Genomic DNA, 19568 nt, shown 5'->3' with positions numbered 1-19568 from the left:
CGGCAAGCGAAACCATAGGGCGGCGATGGTTACAGGATAGGCTTGGGGTGCGGTAATCCGGCGGGGTGTCTATCCATGTTGCAAGAGCGCGAACCTCTTCATTTATCGCTTTTGACCCGAAAATTCAAGCTCTTCCTTGCGATGACAGGTCTCAAGGCTGGACCAGGCATCCTGATGCCGTTTTTAACATATTTGAAAACATTTGGAAAACAAGATTTTGGTGAGCTTTTTCGCCGGGGATTTCAGATCGGCTTCAACTTGCTATTGAAAAAAAATATGGTTAGGTTTATTAATGATAGATGTAAACATCCATAATAATTGTGATCCGCGTCCGGAAGGGCGACGGGTCCTTCTGACGGAGGGGGAAGCGACAACCCTCCGGCACCGGATTTTCAAACCCAAGGAGAATGCCATGGCCGAAAAAGAGACGAAGACCTTGAAGCGCGTATGCAAATGCGAACACTGTGGAAACGAGGCTGAGATGGTGGTGACCTGCACGCTGGTCGATGAAGCGGATTCCGCTTCGGCCGAAGCGAAAACCGATGCCGGAAAAGGCTCCCGCCGCGTCAGGGGAACCGGGACCTGCAGTCACTGCGGCAATGAAGCGGACATGTGGCTGGACATCTGAAACGATCGATCCCAGGGGGCCGAACGCGGTTAACGGTCCTTTCCGGGGAATGAAAAAGAGGTGGTGCCTGATGACCGAAGAATGCAAGATTACGATGAACACCGGGCTTCGCGGCGTCACCATCGCGAGCACCCGCATCAGCGATGTGGACGGTGATGCCGGAAAACTGATCTATCGCGGCTATCTGGTCAAGGATCTGGCTGAAAACGCCTCCTTTGAGGAGGTCGCCTATCTGCTTCTCTTCGAGCGGATGCCCAAGGCGGAAGAACTTGCGGCATTCAAGAAGACCCTGGTCGGCCGGATGCCGATTCCGTCCGAGATTATCGATGCCTTGAAAACCCGGCCCCGGGACGCCCTTCCCATGGATATCCTTCAGGCGGGGGTGGCCATGCTGGCCCATCACGACCCCGATGTCCGCGTCGAGGGAAGCCGCGATGCCGCTATCCGTATGGGTATCCGGCTCATCGCCGGGCTGCCCACGCTGGTGGCGGCCTGGGACCGCCTCCGCAACGGCCGGGCGCCGGTGGCGCCATTGCCGGAGCTGGGGCATGCCGCCAATTTTCTTTACATGATGAGCGGCCGGATCCCCGACGAGGAGGCGGCAAGCTTTTTCGACGCATGCCTGGTGCTTCACGCCGAGCATTCCTTTAACGCGTCGACCTTCGCCGCCCGGGAGGTCGCCTCCACCCGAGCCCACATGTACGCCGCCGTCGGCGCAGCCGTGGGGTCCCTGTCGGGTGCGCTTCACGGCGGCGCCAACACCCGGGTCATGCAGATGCTCAAGGAGATCGACACGGTGGAGAACATCGATGCCTACATCGAGAAGCAGCTCGGCTCCGGCGGCAAGATCATGGGGCTGGGGCATGCCGTCTACAAGGTGGACGACCCCCGGGCCCTCATCCTGGCGCCGATGTCCCGGAGGATGGGCGAGCGGATCGGCGAGGTCAAGTGGTACGAGATCTCCAGGCGCCTGGAGGAAAAGGCCAAGGCGGCCTTCAAGCGCCACAAGGATATGGACATCTATGTCAATGTAGACTTCTACAGCGCTTCCCTCTATTACGCCATGGGTATCGCCATGGATCTGTTCACCCCGATCTTCGCCATATCGCGAGTCGCCGGATGGGCGGCCCACGTCCTGGAGGAACAGTTTGCCGGCGCCGCGCCCAAACCGATGCTCTATCGGCCCGAGTCCGAATACATCGGGGACTATTGCGGGCCCGAGGCGTGCGCGTGGGAGCCGATTGACCGCCGGTAGGCCCGCACCGGGCGGCGTCCCGGCTCATCCGGGTTCGGCGCCGGAAGACGTCGGCCCGAGCCGTGGGGCGGAGGGATCACAGGAAGGAAGGAGCGGTTTGACCACAGATCGACTTAACAGTAAGGATGCCGGGCGGAACATCCGGATGACGCGGCAGCGGAAGGTGATTCTGGAGGTGCTGAGAGGGATGGCTTCCCACCCCGGCGCCGAGGAGATCTACGAGGTCGTTCGCCGTGAGCTTCCCCGCATCAGTCTCGGTACTGTCTATCGCAACCTGGAGATCCTGTCGGAGCTGGGAAAGATTCAGAAACTCGAGCTGGGGGGAACCCTCAAGCGGTTTGACTGGAACACCCGCAAACACTATCATATCCGGTGCATCAACTGTGATCGTGTGGACGACGCTCCCATGAACTTCATGGAACATGTGGAAAACAGCCTCGACGATACCACCGGCTATCGGATCACGGGGCATCGGCTGGAATTCCTGGGGCTGTGTCCCGACTGCCTGGAAAAGGCCATCGACCGCCGAACCCTATCCCCCCATCCCGTCGCCGAGCCGTCCGATTCAGCCAAAAGCCCGGACGGCGACGCCCCGATGTCCAGGAAGGCTTCCAATTTCTGATATAAGGCTGAAGGCTGAAGACTGAAGGCTGAAGGGGTGCACCTGTGACAGACGGTATCTTTAACCCCTTCAGCCTATAGCCTTCAGCCTTCAGTCTATTCAGAAGACGAGAGGCTGAAGGGGCGGACCGCAACGGACGGCGCGTTTATTCCCCCTTCAGCCTTCAAGTCTTCAGCCTTCAGTCTATTCAGAAGACGAGAGGCTGAAGGGGCGGACCGCAACGGACGGCGCGTTTATTCCCCCTTCAGCCTTTAAGTCTTCAGCCTTCAGCCTACTGTGTGAAACACGATCTCCCCGTTCTGAACCCCCGCCGCCACTGTCGATCCGTCCGGGATCGTACCCTTGAGGATCTCCATGGAGAGGGGATTTTCAATGGTTTTCTGAATGGCCCGCTTGAGGGGCCTTGCACCGTAAATCGGATCATATCCCTTTTCGGCGATGTGTTTTCGGGCCTCGTCGGAGAGGATCAGGGTGATCTGGCGTTCCTCCAGACGCTTCTTGAGTCGCCCGATCTGGATCTCGACGATCTCCCCGATCTGCTCGTGATCGAGGCTGTGAAAGAAGATGATTTCGTCGATGCGGTTCAGGAATTCGGGCTTGAAGGTTCTGCGGAGGCTTTCCTTTACGCGCGCTTCGACCTCCTGGTCGCGGCCGACGCCCATCTCCTGGATGTATTGACTTCCCACGTTGGAGGTCATGATGACGACCGTGTTCTTGAAATCGACGGTTCGGCCGTGGCCGTCGGTCATCCGACCGTCATCCAGGATCTGGAGCAGGACGTTGAAGACCTCGGTGTGGGCCTTCTCGATCTCGTCGAAGAGGATGACGGAATAGGGCCTTCGCCGGACCGCCTCGGTCAGGTATCCGCCTTCCTCGTAGCCCACGTATCCCGGAGGTGCTCCGATGAGCCGGGCCACCGAATGCTTTTCCATGAATTCGGACATGTCGACGCGGACGATGGCCTGCTCGTCGTCGAACATGAATTCCGCCAGCGCTTTTCCGAGTTCCGTTTTTCCCACGCCGGTGGGTCCCATAAAGATAAAGGAGCCGATGGGACGGTTGGGGTCCTGGAGGCCGGAACGGGCTCTCCTGACGGCGTTGGCCACGGCGATAATGGCTTCGCGCTGGCCGACGACCCGACGGGCCAGCCGTTCCTCGGCCTTGAGCAGCTTTTCCCGCTCCCCTTCAAGCATTCTGCTGACGGGGATGCCCGTCCATCGTGAGACGACCTCCGCAACGTCCTCGCTGTCCACCTCTTCTTTCAGCATCTTCTTTTCGGCCTGAAGTCCGGCCAGGTCCTGGTTGGCGGCCTCCAGCCGCTTTTTGAGTTCTCCGGCCTTGCCATAGCGCAGCTCGGCCACCCGGGCGAGATCGCCCTCCCGTTCGGCCGTCTGCTCCTCGACACGCAAATGTTCCAGGTCCTCCTTGATTTTCCGGATGGTCTGGATCAATTCCTTTTCGTTCTGCCAGTGGACCTTCATTCCCGCCATCTCCTCCTTGAGGGAGGCGACGCTTCTGTCGAGCTTCCGGAGACGTTCCTGCGAGACCGGATCGGTCTCCTTTTTCAGGGCTTCGCGCTCGATCTCCATCTGGAGGATCTTGCGCTGGATCTCGTCGATCTCCACCGGCATGCTGTCGATCTCGATGCGGAGCTTGGAGGCGCATTCGTCGATCAGGTCGATAGCCTTGTCGGGAAGGAAGCGGTCGGTGATATAGCGATGGGACAGGGTCGCCGCCGCCACGATGGCCGAGTCCTTGATGCGGACGCCGTGGTGCACCTCGTATTTCTCCTTGAGCCCCCGGAGAATCGAAATGGTGTCCTCAACGTTGGGTTCCCGCACGAGGACCGGCTGGAAGCGCCGTTCCAGGGCGGCGTCCTTTTCGATGTGTTTCCGGTATTCGTTGATGGTGGTGGCCCCCACGCACCGGAGGGTTCCCCGGGCGAGAGCGGGCTTGAGCATGTTGGAGGCGTCCATGGCCCCCTCGGCCGCGCCGGCGCCGACAAGGGTGTGGAGTTCGTCGATGAACAGCACCACCTCTCCTTCGGCCCGCTCCACTTCCTTGAGCACCGCCTTGAGGCGATCTTCGAATTCTCCCCGGTATTTGGCGCCGGCGATCAAGGCGCCCATGTCGAGGGAGACCAGCCGGCGGTTCTTGAGGGTTTCGGACACGTCGCCCCGGACGATGCGCTGGGCCAGCCCCTCCACGATGGCGGTTTTGCCGACGCCGGGATCCCCGATGAGCACCGGATTGTTTTTGGTCCTTCGCGAGAGAACCTGAACGATGCGTCGGATCTCGTCGTCGCGCCCGATTACGGGGTCCAGCTTACCCAGCCGGGCCAGATGGGTCAGGTCCCGACTGAATTTGTCGAGGGCCTGATATTTTTCCTCTGGATTTGGGTCGGTGATGGTCTGACCGCCGCGGATGTCCATGAGGACCTTGAGGATGGATTCGCGTTCGACGCCGTAATGCCTGAGAATCCGGGCCGCCTCCCCCTGCTTCTCGTCGGCGACGGCAATCAGGATGTGCTCGACGCTGACGTACTCGTCCTTCATTTTCGAGGCTTCGGCAAAGGCGGCATCCAGGACGGTCTTGGCCCGGGGAGAGAGATAGGTATCGCTCACGCCGCTCACCTTGGGGAGGTTCTTGAGGGCAAGGGTGACCTCCCGGGCGATCGCGCCCGGCGAGGCGCCAAGCTTTCGGAGCATCGATTTCGCGATGCTTTCAGGCTCCGACAGCATGGCGCTGAGAAGGTGTTCCGGTTCAATCTGCTGATTGCCCAGGCGGGCGGCAAGTGCCTGGGCGTTCTGAATCATTTCCTGGGATTTAAGGGTAAATTTGTCAAATCGCATACAGTTCTCCTCACGGTCGAATACATGTTGGGGTCGGCACGTGGGGTCGCAGTATCATGTCAAAGTCATACAAGAAACGTGCCAAGCATTTTTAACCAACAATAACCATCTGCGATTTGGTGTCAACATCTCATTAGCCGAATTATTTGCGTTTTTTGGCGGCGTTTTTCAGGCGCTTGCTCAGTGCCGGCTGGGAAATACCCAGCATTCTGGCGGCAATCGACTGGTTCCCCCCGGAGCGGCGCATGGCTTCCTCCACCAGCATATGGGTCACTTTCTTGATGGTCGGCAGTTTCCGGAAGGATTTGAAGGGGGCGTCGTCGTCGACATCCAACTCCTCCCGGTAGGGCTTCTCCGCCTTCTTCCGGCTCATGTGCGCCTTGAAAACATCCAGGGACAGAATCTTGGACTTGTGCTCCCGGACGGCTTCGAACACCATCCGCCGAAGTTCGGAGACGTTGCCGGGGAAGCTGTATGTCTTCAGAAGGGTGTACAGCTCCTTCGGGGGGGTGGGTCGCTTCTTTTCCAGAATACGCGCGGACTCCTCGAAGAAATAATCCGTCAGGAGAGGGATGTCGTCGATGCGGTCCCGAAGCGGGGGCAGGTGGACGTGGTGCTCGCGCAGCTTGAGGTTAAGATCCCTTCGAAATCTGCCCGACCGCTGCAGCACCCACAGATCGGCGCTGCTGGCGAAGACGATGTAGGCGTCGGTGTGGGACGGCTTGTCCTTTCCCAGGGGGATGTATTCCCCGGATTGGAGCAGCTTGTAGATTCGAATCTGGGAGGCGGGGTTGAGGGCGCTGATTTCATCGAGGAAAAGGACGCCGCCCGAGGCTTTTTCGATCAGCCCTCCATGACTTTCCTCCGAACGTGCGAAGGCGCCCCTGGTATAACCGAACAGCGTCGCCGGGAAGAGATCCTCGTCATTCAGATCCATGACGTTGATCTTGGCCAGTCCGCCTCGGAAACCGCCGATCTCGTATATGTAGTCCACCATCAATTCCTTTCCGGTTCCGCTTTCTCCGGTGATGAACAACGGTTTACGCGCGGCCGCGGCGGATTTGACGTCCTCTATGACGGAGAGCATCGCCTCGTTCTGGGTGATGATTATGTTGGAAGGTGCGGTATCTTTCGAAATGCTGGACATGGTTCCATCCTTGGAAAAAAATGAATAAACGATAAAAACGTGCGTATTCCATAATGATGTCGGCATAAAAATGGGTATTCTTTTTTTTATAAATCAATTCTAATTTAGACATCATTTCTTTAAAATGCAAGGCTTTTTCAACAATTTTTTGCCGACGGCGGGTCGGACAGTCGCCTCGGGAAACGTCAGCGGATCGGGAAGAAAACATCCGCTTTATCTTGACACGGCACCTTCGCGCTTTATATATTCCTGTACTTGATGCGACTTTTCCGCCGTCGTCCGGAAAGCGGCCGAATCTCAAGACTTCAGACTGAAAAGAGCCGACAGGATCCCATGTCGCGGACGGCTGTCTTCAGCATAGGTCTATAAATAAATATATGAATATTCCTGAAAAGCCAAAACATAAAATAGCTTTTTTTGTAGGATCCGCCTGCGGACTGGGATTATCCCCCGTTCTTCCCGGAACCTGCGGGGCGCTGCTGGGGGTTGTTCTTCACGCAGCCGTCGTTCTGGCGCTTCCCGCCTCTCTGAAGATGCCGATGCTCCTGACGATGTTCGCCGCGGTCTGCGCGGCCAATCACCTTCTGACCCCGTGGGCGGAGGCCCACTGGGGTGTCAAGGACCCCCCCCACTTCGTCCTGGACGAGGTGGCGGGCTATCTGCTGATCCCGATCCTGTTCCGGGAAGGGAACCTGTGGCCCGTGGCCGTATGGGGATTCGTCCTTTTCCGGATTCTGGACATTTTCAAGCTCCTGCCGCCGGCCCGCCTGATCGACGAACAGCTTGGCGGCCCGTGGGGTGTGCTCCTGGACGATCTGGTAAGCGCCGGATACGCCGCCTGGATCATGGCGATCGTCTATTGGATGTCACCCGAACTATTCGTGTGATCCCCGCGGCCGTCCAACCACCGGCGTTGCCCCAGTGCGGCGCGTCCGCCGGTATCCAGACCATCGATCGACCGAATTTTGGATGACGATCGGCCGATTTTTCGAAAAATCAACCTAACGAGGTCAACATGTTCAGTTACAAAGGACTCAGCGAAAGGGAGGTCGAGGCCTCCCGCCTGGAACACGGCTCCAACCGGATCAGCCCCCAGGAGGTCGAGACCTTCTGGGACAAATTGAAGGACAACTTCAAAGATCCCATGATCGTCATCCTGGTGGTGGCGCTGGCCGTCGTCACCGTTCTGGCCGTGTTCGGATTCGCCGAATGGTATGAGGGCGTGGCAATCGCCGCGGCCGTGGCCCTGGCGACGTTCGTCGCCACGGCGTCGGAATTCAAGAACGAACAGACCTTTCAGAAGCTTCAGGAGGAAGCCTCCAGGATCCTGATCAATGTTTTCCGGGAGGGCGCGCTCAGGATCGTCGGCATCGACGACATCGTCGTGGGGGACGTGGTGCTGCTTCAGCCCGGCGATAAGATCCCGGCGGACGGACGGATTATCCAAGGGAAGGTCAAGGTCAACCAGGCGGCCCTGACCGGCGAACCGGTACCGGTGACCAAGAAGCCCGGCGAGGCCGAACTCTCGGATCTGGCAAACCCTCATTCGGTGTACCGCGGCACCATCGTGGAGGACGGCGAGGCGGCCATGACCGTTCTGAAGGTCGGAGACCGGACGCAGCTGGGCCGGCTCTCGGAAGGGCTTCAAACGGACAACCGGCAGGGCCCGCTCAGGGTGAAGCTCTCCAGACTGGCCGACGATATCGCCCGGTTCGGCTACATCGGCGCCACTTTCATCGGTGCGGCCTTCATGTTCAAGTCCGTTTATCTCGACAACGGGGGTGACGCCGCGGCCATGATGGCCTATGTCTCCAACTGGCAGGTGCTGCTTCTCGACATCGTGACGGCCCTCATTCTCGCGGTCATCATCATCGTCGTCGCCGTGCCCGAAGGGCTGCCCATGATGATCGCCATCGTTCTGGCCCAGAACATGCGCAAACTCCTCAAATCGAACGTCCTGGTCCGACAATTGGTGGGGGTCGAGACCTCGGGGAGCCTCAACCTCCTCTTCGCCGACAAGACCGGAACCATCACCCAGGGCAAGCTCGACGCCGTCGGGTTCATGGCCGTCGAGGGCGGCGGAGACGACGTCCGGGTCGTGGAATACGATCGGTTCGATGCCGTTCCCGACGCCCTGGCCCGGCTTCTGGATTTGTCGCTTCGCGAGAATACGTCGTGCGTCGTGAACTGCGAGGCCGACAAAGAGGAGGAACGGATCATCGGCGGCAACATTACGGAACGGGCCCTCCTCAGGTTCATCCACGCCGACGTGAGCGCCTGCGTCGAACCGGCGGCGGAGAATGTGTTTCAGGTGCTCTTCAATTCCGCCCGGAAGTTTTCCGCAGCCGGCATCAAAACCCTTGACGGAGAGGAATTGACCCTGATCAAGGGCGCGCCGGAACGGATCCTGGCGCGTGCCGCCCATCACTACGCCCCAACCGGTGAGCGGGTTCCGATTTCCGAGGCCGAGAAGGCCGTGCTCAACCAGGCCATCGACCGGAAGGCCGATGCCGGATTCCGCCTCATCGCCGTCGCCGTTCGGGAGGGCATTTCCCCGGAGGACGCGTCGGATGACATGAAAGACCTGCCGGAAGGGATGACGCTCCTGGGCTTTGCGTTGATCCGGGACGAGCTTCGCCCCGAGTCGCGGCCGGCCATCGAGACCCTTCAGGGCGCGGGAATTCACGTGGTCATGCTGACGGGGGACCGCAGCGGAACGGCCAAGGCCATCGCCCGTGAGGCGGGGCTGTTGAACGGCGAACACAAGAAGGCCATCCGTTCGTCGGAAATGGCCGATATGTCGGATGATGCCCTTCGGGCACTCCTCCCGGATCTGAACGTGGTGTCGCGGTGTCTGCCCCAGGACAAGATGCGGCTGGTGAAGGTGGCCCAGGAAGCCGGCCTGGTGGTGGGGATGACCGGCGACGGAGTCAACGACAGCCCGGCCCTTTCCAAGGCCGACATTGGATTCGGGCTCGGCAGCGGGACGGAGGTGGCCAAGGAGGCTTCGGATATCGTCGTTCTGGACGACAACATCCAGTCCATCACCAGCGCGGTCCACTACGGCCGGACCATCTACCGCTCGATCCAGAAATTCATCACCTTTCAGCTGACCGTCAACGTCAGCGCCATTGCCATCGCCTTCATCGGGCCGTTCATGGGGTTCAAGCTGCCCCTCACCATGATTCAGCTCCTGTGGGTCAACCTGATCATGGACACCCTGGCCGCCCTGGCCTTCTCCGGGGAACCCCCCCTGGCCAGGCACATGGCCGAGAAGCCCAAGCGACGGGATGAAAACCTGATCACCCCCGCCATGTGGTCGTCCATTCTCGGCAACGGCTTTCTCATTACCCTGATCTCCGTCGTCTTTCTCACGGTGCCTGCCGTGCGAGGTCTCTTCAACAGCGAGGCGGCGTTCATGACGGCCTTTTTCGGCGTGTTTGTCTTTCTGAACAATTTCAATAAATTCAATGTAAGGGTCGAGGACTTCAACCTTTTTGCCCACATTCTGGAGAATCGGGGGTTTTTGAGGATTGTCGGAATCATTTTTCTGATTCAGATCCTCGTGACCTATTTCGGCGGCGAGATGTTTCGAACGGTGCCGCTGCTGCCGGTGGAGTGGCTCTATGTCGTCGCCTTTTCCATCGTCATCATTCCCCTCGACCTTTTACGAAAATATGTGTTCCGGATGTTTGCCTGATGAAAAAAAACAAGGAAAAAATCGGTAGAAACGATCCCTGTCCCTGCGGCAGCGGTCTCAAATACAAACGATGCTGTCTCAGAAAGCGGAAATCCGATCCCGACGATCTGAAGGACCAGTACTGGAAGCGGTACAAGATCCGCCTCAAGGGGCCTGAAGACATCGCGGCCATCGAAAGGGCCGGGCGGCTGGTGATGGCGACCCTCGACGCGGCGGCGCAGATTATCCGCCCGGGCATGGAGACCGAGGAGATCAATACCTTGGTCCACGAGTTCACCCTCAAGCACGGGGCCCGTCCGGCACCGCTTCACTACCGGGGGTTTCCCAAGAGCGTCTGCGTCTCCGTCAACGAGGTGATCTGCCACGGCATCCCCGGTAAGCGGGTGCTCCATGACGGCGATATCGTCAATATCGACGTGACCTCGATTCTGGACGGCTATTATGCCGACGCCAACCAGACCTATTTCGTGGGGACGCCCGGGGCGGATGCCCGAAAGATCGTCCGGGTGGCCCGGGAATGCCTTTTCAGAGGAATCGCCAGGGTGGCCCCCGGAAACACCCTGGGAGATATCGGGTGGGCGATCCAGGAGTACGCCGAGAGTGAGGGGTGTTCCGTCGTTCGGGAATTCGTTGGCCACGGTGTCGGGTTCGATTTCCACGAGGCGCCCCAGATCCCCCACTACGGCCGCCCGGGTGAAGGTGTTGTGCTGGTGCCGGGCATGGTCTTCACCATCGAGCCCATGATCAATCTTGGCGGCAAGGAACTCCGGGTGCTTTCCGATCAATGGACGGCTGTGACCCGGGACGGCTCCCTTTCGGCGCAATTCGAACAGACGGTTCTGGTCACTGAGGAGGGGGTTCGCAGCCTCACCCCCTACGGCCCGGATCCGGAAGCAACCCCATAAAGGAGAAAGACATGGCATCTTCCGTCGACGAGCAGGTGTTACGGGCGGCCAAGGAGATCGTCGTCAAATTCATCGAAACGGGCCGCGTCTCCCCCACGGCGTTTCCCGAGGTGTTCAACGCGGTTTACACCACGATCTTCGAGGCGGTCCACAGACCCCGGGAAGCCGCGGACGACGCGTCGAACGACGCGGTATAGGTCAGGGGGGCACGGGCGTGGCCGACTTCAAGACCCATATCACCGCGGCCTGTGCGGTCAGCGGCCTTGCGGCGACCTGCCTTCTGGCGGGGGGCGCGGCGAGGCCGGAACAGGTGCTGCTCTATTTCGTTCTGGGGAGCGTCGGCGGTGTCCTGCCGGATATCGACGCCGATAATTCCGTCCCGCTCAAGCTCACCTTCGACATCCTCTCCTTTGTCGTCGCCTTTGTCGTCATGTTCAGCCAGCCCTGGGGGGATTCGGTCATCGAACTGGCCCTCATCTGGGTCGCCGTATTCCTGGCCGTCAAGTACCTCGTCTTTTCCTTCTTCATCCGGATGACCGTCCACCGGGGCGTCATCCATTCCATCCCGGCCGGCGTCACCTTCGGCCTCACGGTCGTCATTCTCCTGGACCAGGTACGGGGCATCTCCGCCGGGTACGCCTGGATGGGCGGCTTTTTCCTGTTTATGGGATATCTCGTCCACCTGTTCCTGGACGAGCTCTACAGCATCGATTTTTCCGGGATGCGCATGAGGGGCTCTTTCGGCACTGCCCTGAAGTTCATCAGCTTCAGGGACATGACCGCCACCCTCGTCCTCTATGCCGCCATGATCCTTCTTTTCTTCACCGCCCCGTCTCCCGGGAGATTTCTGAGGCTCATCCTCGACAAATCGACCTACGCCGGCATCCGGTTTCTACCCTGAGGGGGTTGCCGGCCGGCCCCGGCATTCTTCACGCCGTCACCTGGGTGCCTACCGAGAGGTCTGTCACCGCCGCCTCGATCCTGTTCACGGCGGTGATGACGGCCCGCCGGCCGCCCGCCTGGATGAATGCCGCGGCGGCCGCCACCTTGGGTCCCATGGACCCCTCGGGGAAGTGGCCCTGCGCCAGGTAGTGCCCGGCTTCCGCCGTCGTGAGACGATTCAGAAGCCGGGCCTTGTCCGTCCCGAAATGGATCACGGCGCCGTCAACGTCCGTGGCGATCATGAAGATGTCGACGCCGACTTCCAGGGCCAGCCGGACGCTGGCCAGATCCTTGTCGATCACTGCATCCACCCCGCTGAAGGCCCGGCCTTCCCGGATGACGGGAATCCCGCCGCCGCCGCAGCAGATGACGATGAAGTCCATGTCGATGAGTCGCTGGATCTCGCGCCGCTCGACGATGGTGACCGGTTTGGGGGAGGCCGCCACGCGGCGGAACCCCTTGGCGGTTTCCACGGTGGGGTAGGGCAGGGTCCGGGCCTTTTCCCGGGAGAACGCGGGGCCGATGGGCTTGGTGGGCGTCTTGAACGCCGGATCGTTCTTGTCCACCACCACGTAGGTGATCAGGCTCACCAGGGGACGCTCGTCAACCCCCAGGGCCATGAGGGCCTTGTCGAGGGTCGATTCGATCATGTAGCCGATCTGGCCTTCGGTCTGGGCCACCAAAATCTCCAGGGGCAGTTTGGGCACGGCGTCGCAGCATTCCTGCTGGAGCAGGAGGTTGCCCACCTGGGGGCCGTTGCCGTGGGTGATGATGATGCGGTATTCCAGGGAGAGGCGCGCGATCTGCTCGATGGGTACCCGGAGGTTCTCGAACTGCTCGGCGATGGTGCCCTCCTGACCTTTTTTGATCAGGGCGTTGCCGCCGAGGGCGACGAGAAGGACCGGTTTGTCGTGTACGGGGTTCATGACGCCTCCTTTGAATGGCGTCGCCGGGACCGGCGCCGCGGGTTTCGGGGGGCGGTACCTGTTGCGCGTCAGGCGGAGAGCCGTTTGAGGAGCAGCTCCGCCAGGGTGGGCCGGCTGTTGTCCCGATAGGTATATCGGATGCGCTGGACCGGATGCCGGACGGTGATGAGCCGGGCCAGATCGATGGGGGTGGCCGCCAGGACGAGGTCGCACGGCGTCCGGTTGATGGTGGCCTCCAGGTCCCGGATCTGGTCGGGGCCGTAGCCCATGGCCGGCAGAAGCCGGTCGATACGGGGATAGTCCGCGAAGGTCCTGATCAGAGAGCCTTCGAGATAGGGCCGGGGGTCGACCCGCTCCGCCGCCCCGAAGCGCCGGGCCGCGATGACGCCCGCACCGAAGGTCATCTCCCCATGGGTCAGGGTGGGTCCGTCTTCCACAACCAGGACCCGTTTGCCGCGGATGGCCGCCGGATCATCGGGGATGACCGCCGAATCGGCCAGGACGATCCCGGCGGACGGGTTGTGGCGTTCGATGGTCCGGCGCACCTGCAGGACCTTTTCGGGATCGGCGCTGTCCACCTTGTTGATGACGGCGATGTCGGCCATGAGCATGTTGGTTTCGCCGGGGTGGTAGGCGGTTTCGTGCCCGGCCCGATGGGGGTCGAAGACCACGATATGGATGTCGGGTTTGTAGAAAGGGGTGTCGTTGTTGCCGCCGTCCCAGACGATGACGTCGGCTTCCGTTTCCGCGGCACGGAGGATCTTTTCGTAATCGACGCCGGCATAGACGGGGATGCCCATGTCGATCACCGGCTCATACTCCTCCCGCTCCTCGATGGTGCAGCGGTGGCGGTCCATATCCGTGTGGACCGCGAAGCGCTGGACCACCTGTTCGGTGAGGTCGCCGTAGGGCATGGGATGACGGACGGAGACCGCCCGTTTTCCCATCCCCTGGAGAATCCGGAGCACCTCCCGGCTGGTCTGGGACTTGCCGCATCCCGTCCGGACGGCGCAGACGGAGATGACGGTCCGGGTGGAGGAGAGCATGGTGTAGGGGGCGCCGATGATGATGAAATCCGCACCCGCTGCGGTGACGACGGCGGCCTTGTGCATGACCTCGGTGTGGGGGACGTCGCTGTAGGAGAAGGCCGCGAGGTCGACGCGATGTTCCCGGATGAGGCGGGCCAGATCCCGGTCGGGATGGATGGGGATGCCCTCGGGGTATTCTTCCCCGGCCAGGACCGCCGGGTAACACCGGCCGTCGATGTTGGGGATCTGGGTGGCGGTGAAGCCGACGACGTGATAGCGGGGGTTGCCCCTGAAGTAGACATTGAAGTTGTGGAAATCGCGCCCGGCGGCGCCCATGATGATGACGTTTTCCACCATTCTTTCGCGCTCCTTTCCGGCGCCCCCGGAAGGGGCGTTTCAGTCGGCCGTCAACAGCAGGTAGAGCAGGGCCATGCGGATATAGAGGCCGTTTTGGGCCTGCTCGAAGTAGTGGGCCCGGGGATCGTCGTCCACGGCCCGAGGGATCTCGTCAAGTCGGGGCAGCGGATGCATGATGATGGCGTCCGGTTTCATCCGACGGACCTTTTCGGGCGTGAGGACGTATTTCCCGACGGCGTCGTCGTAGTCCTCCGGAATGATGAAGCGCTCCTTCTGGATCCGGGTCATGTAGACGCAGTCGACCTGGGGCAGTACGTTGTCGAGGTCGGTGTCCTCCGCCCAGGGAATCCCCTCCTTGTCCAGGTAGCTCTTGATGTCCGATGCCATCCGGCAGACCGGGGGCGACACGAAAACGATCCGGATTCCCGAATATTTGGTCAGGAGATAGGAGAGGGAACGGACGGTGCGCCCGTATTTCAGGTCGCCGACCATGGCGACCTTGAGGTTGTTGATCTCGGAAAAATGATCCTTGATGGTATAGAGGTCGAGGAGCGCCTGGGTCGGGTGCTGGCCGGCGCCGTCCCCGGCGTTGATGACGGGGATCGTGGAAACCCGGGCGGCTTTCTCGGCGCTCCCGGCCTCGTGGTGTCGCATGACGATGATGTCGGCGTATCCGTTCATGATCCGGGTCGAGTCGTAGAGGCTCTCCCCCTTGGCGGCACTGGAAAACTCCCGGGCGTTTTCCGTGGTGATGAGGTTGCCCCCCAGGCGCATCATGGCGGCCTCGAAGGAGAACCGGGTTCGGGTCGAGGGCTCGTAGAAGAGAGAGGCCATGATCTTGTTGGCCAGAGACCGTCCATAGCGCCGGCCGCCTTCGGCCATGTCGCGCTTCATGTCGTCCGCCGTCTCAAAGACCGTGTCCAGCAGTCGGCGATCGAATTGCTGGGCTTCATACACATGCTTCAGGGGAAACGCGCCCATGGGGCCCTCCTGTCGTCTCGATTCATGTTGAAGATTACGGGGCGGTCTTTCCCGGAGATCATGCCCCCAGGGTGGCGACCATGACCGCCTTGATGGTGTGGACCCGGTTTTCCGCCTGATCGAACACGACGGATGCCCGGGATTCGAACACGTCGTCGGTGACCTCCATGGCCGGGATGCCGAATTTCCGGTAAATGGCCTCCCCCACGGCGGTGTCCCGGTTGTGGAACGCCGGGAGACAGTGCAGAAACCGGGTATCGGTATTTCCGGTCATGGCCATGACGTCGGCGTTGACCTGATAGGGCTTCAAGAGGTCGACCCGCTCCTGCCAGACCTCGTCCGGCTCGCCCATGGAGACCCAGACGTCGGTGTAGAGGAAGTCGCATCCTCGGACCCCCGCTTCGACCTGGTCGGTAATCGTGATGCGGGCGCCGGTCCCGGCGGCGATATCCCGTGCCTTTCCCACCAGCGCCGGACTCGGCTGGAGAGACCGGGGGGCGACGGCGCGGAAATCGAGGCCCATCTTGGCGGCCCCCACCAGAAGGGAGTTGCCCATGTTGTTCCGGGCGTCTCCCAGGTAGGCCAGCGCCATCCGCCGGAGGGGTTTGTCGCAGTGCTCCGTCATGGTCATCAGGTCGGCCAGCACCTGGGTCGGATGGAATTCGTTGGTCAGGCCGTTCCACACCGGCACCCCCGCGTATCGGGCCAGGGTCTCCACCGCCTCCTGGGCGAACCCGCGGTACTCGATGCCGTCATACATCCGGCCCAACACGCGGGCGGTGTCCTTGAGGGATTCCTTTTTCCCCATCTGGGAGCCGGAAGGCCCCAGGTAGGTGACGTTGGCGCCCTGGTCCCAGGCGGCGGTTTCAAAGGCGCACCGGGTCCGGGTGGAGTCTTTTTCGAAGATCAGCACGATGTTTCTGCCCTTGAGCCGCGGCTGCTCCATGCCGGCGTATCTGGCCCGTTTGAGATCCCCCGCAAGCCGGAGCAGAAAATCGATCTCGTCGGGGGTAAAATCCAGCAGTGTCAGAAAATGCCTGTTTTTCAGGTTGAATGCCATCGCTCGTCTCCCTGCCTCGGATGCGGGGTTGTCGTCGATCCGTCCTTTGGAGCGATCGATCAGGATCGCGTCCACAGATGCCGTCAGACGGTTAAGGGGCGATGATCACCGAATCATCGCATCTCTCCCCCCGGGGCGGCGCCCCGGGGGCGTCCCATAAGGATCTACCGTCGATTCTGTATCGAATGGCGGAGAATAATTCAACCCCTAATCGCGTGGCGTTCACCCCTCGATGACGGACCGAATGATGTCGAGGGCCCAGTCGACTGTCTCCCGGGTGATCACCAGAGGCGGCGCGAACCGGATGGTGTGTTCGTGGGTCTCCTTGCAGAGGATGCCCTTTTCCTTGAGGCGTTGGCAATAGGGCCGAGCACCGCCCATCTCGGGATGGAATTCCATCCCGATCATGAGCCCCTTGCCCCGGATCTCCCTGACGCCGGGCGTCCGGATCTGGTTCAATCCCTTCAGGAAGTAGTCCCCCATCCGGGCGGCGTTCTCGATCATCCCCTCCTCGACGAGGACCTTGAGGGCCTCCCGGGCCACGGCGCAGGCCAGGGGGTTGCCGCCGAAGGTGCTGCCGTGCTCCCCGGGCTGGAGGACGCCCAGGACCTCGCTGTTGGAGAGGACCGCCGATATCGGGTAGAAGCCGCCGGAGAGCGCCTTCCCAACGAGGGTCAGATCGGCCTCGATGCCTTCGTGTTCCTCGGCCAGGAGCTTTCCCGTGCGGCCGAGGCCGGTCTGGATTTCATCGAGGATCAGGACGATGTTGCGGTCCCGGCAGATGGACCTGGCTGCCTTGAGGTATCCGGCCGGGGGGAGGATCACCCCGGCCTCGCCCTGGATCGGCTCCACCAGAAAGCCTACCGTGTTCGGGGTGACGGCCGAAGAAAGGGCGTCGATGTCCCCGAACGGGACGATCCGGAACCCCGGCGTGAAGGGGCCGAACCCGTCCCTGGAGGCGTCGTCGGTGCTGAAGCTGATGACGGTGATGGTCCTGCCGTGAAAATTGTTGCGGCAGACGATGATCTCCGCCTGATCCTCCGGAACCCCCTTGACCCGGTACCCCCACTTCCGAACGGTTTTGACGGCGGTTTCCACCGCTTCCGCACCGCTGTTCATGGGCAGCACCTTGTGGCTGCGGGTCAGGTCGCAGATCTCCTCATAGAAGCGGCCCAGTTGGTCGTTTCTGAAGGCCCTCGAGGTCAGCGTCAGGCGGGCGGCCTGTTCGACCATGGCCTTGAAGATCCTCGGGTGGCAGTGGCCCTGGTTGACCGCGGAATAGGCGGAGAGGCAGTCCAGGTATTTCCGGCCGTCCACGTCCCAGACCCAGACCCCCTCTCCCCGTGTCAGTACGACGTCCAGGGGATGGTAATTGTGGGCCCCCAGCCGTTCTTCCATGGCGATGAACGCATCCGCCTTCACGCGATTATTCCTCCCAGTGAATGCAACTCACCGGACAGGTTTCCATGGCCTCCTCCACGCAGGCTTCATCATAGCTGTCGGCGGATATGACCACGGCCTTTTCCAGATCATCGTCAAATTCGAAAACCTCCGGGCACAGTTCCACGCAGCTTTCGCAGCCGATGCACTCCTCCGTATCGATGATTACTTTTTTTCCCATAACTGACACTCCTTGTCTTTAAGGTTTCAGGTGATGACCGATCACGGTTCACGGTCGCGGACGGGATTCGCCCGCGCGCCTATTCGCTGCGGATCATGATCAGCAGCATCTTGAACCGCTTCCCGGCATGAAGCGCATGGGGCACGTTTGCCGGCATGATCAGGGATTCACCGGCGGCGACGTCGAACTTTTTGCCGCCGATGGTGATCTCGCCCTCGCCGTCGAGGATATAGACCACCGCGTCGAAAGGGGCGGTATGTTCACTGAGCCCCTGTCCCGCGTCAAAGGAAAACAGGGTGATGTTGCCGGCGTTTTTCTTGAGCAGGGTCTTGCTCACCACTGAGCCGATGGCATAGGCCACGCTGTTTTCGAGATTGAAAGGTACGCCTTTGGGGGTTGAGTTTTGCGTGTTCATGTCGGTTTCCTTTATGGGTTGACCGCTTCGACGACAACGGTCGGATTTTCGGAAATGCGGGCCCGGGCTCGGGTTGCCGCCCTATCTGTTCCACGAGAACATCCATGAGCCGAAAACGAGGAAAATCACTGTCATGGCCCCAAGAATACCCACCTCCGGCCAGACCTCCGCCAGGCCGGCGCCGTCGTTCATGATGCTGCGGACGGCCCGCAGCATGTGTGTGAGGGGGAAGACCTCCGCCGTCAGTTTCAGCCAATGGGGCGCTCCCTCCAGGGAAAACCAGACCTCCGAGAGAAACATCATGGGCCATCCGATGAAATTGACGACGCCGCTGGTGAACTCTTCGCTGGTCCCTCTTGCGGCGACGACCAGTCCCAGTGCGCAGAGGCTGAGGCCGCCGAGCACGAACGTGATGCAAATATCAATATAAGAGCCCTGAACGTTGAAGTCAAAGAAGAGGTCGCACCCGATCCACATGATCACCCCGGTGAAGATCAGGAGAAAGATCCTGGAGAGCATCTGGGCCGTCAGGTACTCGAAAGCCGTCAATGGGGTAACCTTCAGGCGTTTGAGCACGCCGGTCTTCCGGTAGCGCACGATGACGAAGCCGACCCCCCAGAGGGCGCTGAACATCATGTTCATGGCCAGGATACCGGGAAAAAGCCAGTCGATGTATCGGATCGGAGTGCCCTCGATCTCCTGCTTTTGCCTCGCTTTCAGGCATTCGGGGGGCGCCAGGGCGGCGAGAAAGAGCCGTTCCGCCACGTGTCCCCGCGGCCCGTCGGTCACCCAGTATCGCCTGTCCGAGGTGTTCGTCGCCGTCAAAAGATCGATCTTGTGGTGCCGCAGGGCTTCTATGCCGTCGGCAGCGGTTTCGAATTCCACGAAACTGAGCATGGGGGCAGTTTCGAGGGCCTCGGGCAGGGATGTGTCTGCCGGGGTCACCGTCCCCTCCAGGTGGTGGAAGATGCCGATCTTGTAGTCGTTGCGGACGTCGCTGCCGAAAATGAGCCCGAACCCCGCCACGATCAGGAACGGAAAGAGAAAATTCCACCCGAAGGAGGCGCGGTCCCTGAAAAATTCGGCGTTTCGGGCCTTGAACATCATCCAGGTTCGCTTGAAACGCATG

At 60.9% G+C, this 19568-nt stretch carries 18 protein-coding genes; 8 read left to right on the top strand and 10 right to left on the bottom strand.

Annotated elements, in window-relative coordinates:
* The first annotated feature begins 292 nt into the window (after window positions 1–292).
* The 3 genes from dmul_RS21000 (at window position 293) to dmul_RS17320 (ending at window position 2505) form a co-directional block, all read left to right on the top strand.
* Window positions 293–628, top strand: coding sequence for a hypothetical protein (locus tag dmul_RS21000; RefSeq protein WP_020877477.1), 336 nt, complete (start codon window positions 293–295; stop codon window positions 626–628).
* 70 nt (window positions 629–698) lie between these two features.
* A complete protein-coding gene (locus dmul_RS17325; protein ID WP_020877476.1) occupies window positions 699–1883 on the top strand; it encodes a citrate/2-methylcitrate synthase in 1185 nt (394 codons plus the stop codon).
* A gap of 97 nt (window positions 1884–1980) precedes the next feature.
* On the top strand, window positions 1981–2505 hold the full coding sequence (locus dmul_RS17320; RefSeq protein WP_234979126.1) for a Fur family transcriptional regulator: 525 nt from the start codon (window positions 1981–1983) through the stop codon (window positions 2503–2505).
* A gap of 266 nt (window positions 2506–2771) precedes the next feature.
* Here the strand turns inward: dmul_RS17320 and clpB are convergent, their stop codons facing one another.
* Together clpB and dmul_RS17310 are read right to left on the bottom strand one after the other, a co-directional pair.
* A complete protein-coding gene (gene clpB / locus dmul_RS17315) occupies window positions 2772–5357 on the bottom strand; it encodes an ATP-dependent chaperone ClpB (RefSeq protein ID WP_020877474.1) in 2586 nt (861 codons plus the stop codon).
* 142 nt (window positions 5358–5499) lie between these two features.
* Window positions 5500–6504 (bottom strand): sigma-54-dependent transcriptional regulator, encoded by a 1005-nt coding sequence (locus dmul_RS17310; protein ID WP_020877473.1) that lies wholly within the window; start codon window positions 6502–6504, stop codon window positions 5500–5502.
* 377 nt (window positions 6505–6881) lie between these two features.
* On the opposite strand from dmul_RS17310, the gene dmul_RS17305 reads away from it, so the two are divergent.
* From dmul_RS17305 to dmul_RS17285, 5 genes are all read left to right on the top strand, one after another.
* Complete coding sequence (locus dmul_RS17305) at window positions 6882–7391, top strand: phosphatidylglycerophosphatase A family protein (protein WP_020877472.1); 510 nt, start codon at window positions 6882–6884, stop codon at window positions 7389–7391.
* A gap of 128 nt (window positions 7392–7519) precedes the next feature.
* Window positions 7520–10204 carry a calcium-translocating P-type ATPase, PMCA-type gene (locus tag dmul_RS17300; RefSeq protein WP_020877471.1) on the top strand — a complete coding sequence of 895 codons (2685 nt, stop codon included), beginning with the start codon at window positions 7520–7522 and terminating at the stop codon, window positions 10202–10204.
* A complete protein-coding gene (map, locus tag dmul_RS17295) occupies window positions 10204–11109 on the top strand; it encodes a type I methionyl aminopeptidase (RefSeq protein ID WP_020877470.1) in 906 nt (301 codons plus the stop codon). The genes dmul_RS17300 and map overlap by 1 nt, the downstream gene beginning before the upstream one ends.
* Before the next feature lie 11 nt (window positions 11110–11120).
* On the top strand, window positions 11121–11306 hold the full coding sequence (locus dmul_RS17290) for a hypothetical protein (protein ID WP_020877469.1): 186 nt from the start codon (window positions 11121–11123) through the stop codon (window positions 11304–11306).
* A 17-nt stretch (window positions 11307–11323) separates the two neighbouring features.
* Window positions 11324–12010 (top strand): metal-dependent hydrolase, encoded by a 687-nt coding sequence (locus tag dmul_RS17285; RefSeq protein WP_020877468.1) that lies wholly within the window; start codon window positions 11324–11326, stop codon window positions 12008–12010.
* Between the two features lie 28 nt (window positions 12011–12038).
* Here dmul_RS17285 and arcC read toward each other — a convergent pair whose 3' ends face one another.
* The 8 genes from arcC to dmul_RS17245 form a co-directional block, all read right to left on the bottom strand.
* A complete protein-coding gene (gene arcC, locus dmul_RS17280) occupies window positions 12039–12977 on the bottom strand; it encodes a carbamate kinase (protein ID WP_020877467.1) in 939 nt (312 codons plus the stop codon).
* Window positions 12978–13045: 68 nt separating this feature from the next.
* Window positions 13046–14362 (bottom strand): cyclic 2,3-diphosphoglycerate synthase, encoded by a 1317-nt coding sequence (locus tag dmul_RS17275; RefSeq protein WP_020877466.1) that lies wholly within the window; start codon window positions 14360–14362, stop codon window positions 13046–13048.
* A 39-nt stretch (window positions 14363–14401) separates the two neighbouring features.
* A complete protein-coding gene (gene pyrB / locus dmul_RS17270) occupies window positions 14402–15343 on the bottom strand; it encodes an aspartate carbamoyltransferase (RefSeq protein ID WP_020877465.1) in 942 nt (313 codons plus the stop codon).
* A 58-nt stretch (window positions 15344–15401) separates the two neighbouring features.
* Window positions 15402–16403 carry an ornithine carbamoyltransferase gene (gene argF / locus dmul_RS17265; RefSeq protein ID WP_020877464.1) on the bottom strand — a complete coding sequence of 334 codons (1002 nt, stop codon included), beginning with the start codon at window positions 16401–16403 and terminating at the stop codon, window positions 15402–15404.
* 222 nt (window positions 16404–16625) lie between these two features.
* A complete protein-coding gene (gene rocD / locus dmul_RS17260; RefSeq protein WP_020877463.1) occupies window positions 16626–17825 on the bottom strand; it encodes an ornithine--oxo-acid transaminase in 1200 nt (399 codons plus the stop codon).
* Window positions 17826–17829: 4 nt separating this feature from the next.
* Window positions 17830–18024: a ferredoxin gene (locus dmul_RS17255; protein WP_020877462.1), complete on the bottom strand. Its 195-nt coding sequence runs from the start codon at window positions 18022–18024 to the stop codon at window positions 17830–17832.
* A gap of 79 nt (window positions 18025–18103) precedes the next feature.
* On the bottom strand, window positions 18104–18439 hold the full coding sequence (locus tag dmul_RS17250; protein ID WP_020877461.1) for a cupin domain-containing protein: 336 nt from the start codon (window positions 18437–18439) through the stop codon (window positions 18104–18106).
* 81 nt (window positions 18440–18520) lie between these two features.
* Window positions 18521–19567, bottom strand: coding sequence for an ABC transporter permease (locus dmul_RS17245; protein ID WP_020877460.1), 1047 nt, complete (start codon window positions 19565–19567; stop codon window positions 18521–18523).
* Between the last annotated feature and the right edge of the window lies 1 nt (window position 19568).

This window comes from Desulfococcus multivorans (assembly GCF_001854245.1).
Classification (GTDB): domain Bacteria; phylum Desulfobacterota; class Desulfobacteria; order Desulfobacterales; family Desulfococcaceae; genus Desulfococcus; species Desulfococcus multivorans.
The sequence above is the reverse complement of the archived record's forward strand: the minus strand, read 5'-3'. Positions and strand labels throughout refer to the sequence as shown.

What these genes read in the sequence shown, in the direction of transcription:
- dmul_RS21000 (WP_020877477.1), top strand. Translation starts at nt 293, where the DNA reads ATGATAGATGTAAACATCCATAATAATTGTGATCCGCGTCCGGAAGGG.
- dmul_RS17325 (WP_020877476.1), top strand. Translation starts at nt 699, where the DNA reads ATGACCGAAGAATGCAAGATTACGATGAACACCGGGCTTCGCGGCGTC.
- clpB (WP_020877474.1), bottom strand. Translation starts at nt 5,357, where the DNA reads ATGCGATTTGACAAATTTACCCTTAAATCCCAGGAAATGATTCAGAAC.
- dmul_RS17310 (WP_020877473.1), bottom strand. Translation starts at nt 6,504, where the DNA reads ATGTCCAGCATTTCGAAAGATACCGCACCTTCCAACATAATCATCACC.
- dmul_RS17305 (WP_020877472.1), top strand. Translation starts at nt 6,882, where the DNA reads ATGAATATTCCTGAAAAGCCAAAACATAAAATAGCTTTTTTTGTAGGA.
- dmul_RS17300 (WP_020877471.1), top strand. Translation starts at nt 7,520, where the DNA reads ATGTTCAGTTACAAAGGACTCAGCGAAAGGGAGGTCGAGGCCTCCCGC.
- map (WP_020877470.1), top strand. Translation starts at nt 10,204, where the DNA reads ATGAAAAAAAACAAGGAAAAAATCGGTAGAAACGATCCCTGTCCCTGC.
- dmul_RS17290 (WP_020877469.1), top strand. Translation starts at nt 11,121, where the DNA reads ATGGCATCTTCCGTCGACGAGCAGGTGTTACGGGCGGCCAAGGAGATC.
- arcC (WP_020877467.1), bottom strand. Translation starts at nt 12,977, where the DNA reads ATGAACCCCGTACACGACAAACCGGTCCTTCTCGTCGCCCTCGGCGGC.
- dmul_RS17275 (WP_020877466.1), bottom strand. Translation starts at nt 14,362, where the DNA reads ATGGTGGAAAACGTCATCATCATGGGCGCCGCCGGGCGCGATTTCCAC.
- pyrB (WP_020877465.1), bottom strand. Translation starts at nt 15,343, where the DNA reads ATGGGCGCGTTTCCCCTGAAGCATGTGTATGAAGCCCAGCAATTCGAT.
- argF (WP_020877464.1), bottom strand. Translation starts at nt 16,403, where the DNA reads ATGGCATTCAACCTGAAAAACAGGCATTTTCTGACACTGCTGGATTTT.
- dmul_RS17255 (WP_020877462.1), bottom strand. Translation starts at nt 18,024, where the DNA reads ATGGGAAAAAAAGTAATCATCGATACGGAGGAGTGCATCGGCTGCGAA.
- dmul_RS17250 (WP_020877461.1), bottom strand. Translation starts at nt 18,439, where the DNA reads ATGAACACGCAAAACTCAACCCCCAAAGGCGTACCTTTCAATCTCGAA.
- dmul_RS17245 (WP_020877460.1), bottom strand. Translation starts at nt 19,567, where the DNA reads ATGCGTTTCAAGCGAACCTGGATGATGTTCAAGGCCCGAAACGCCGAA.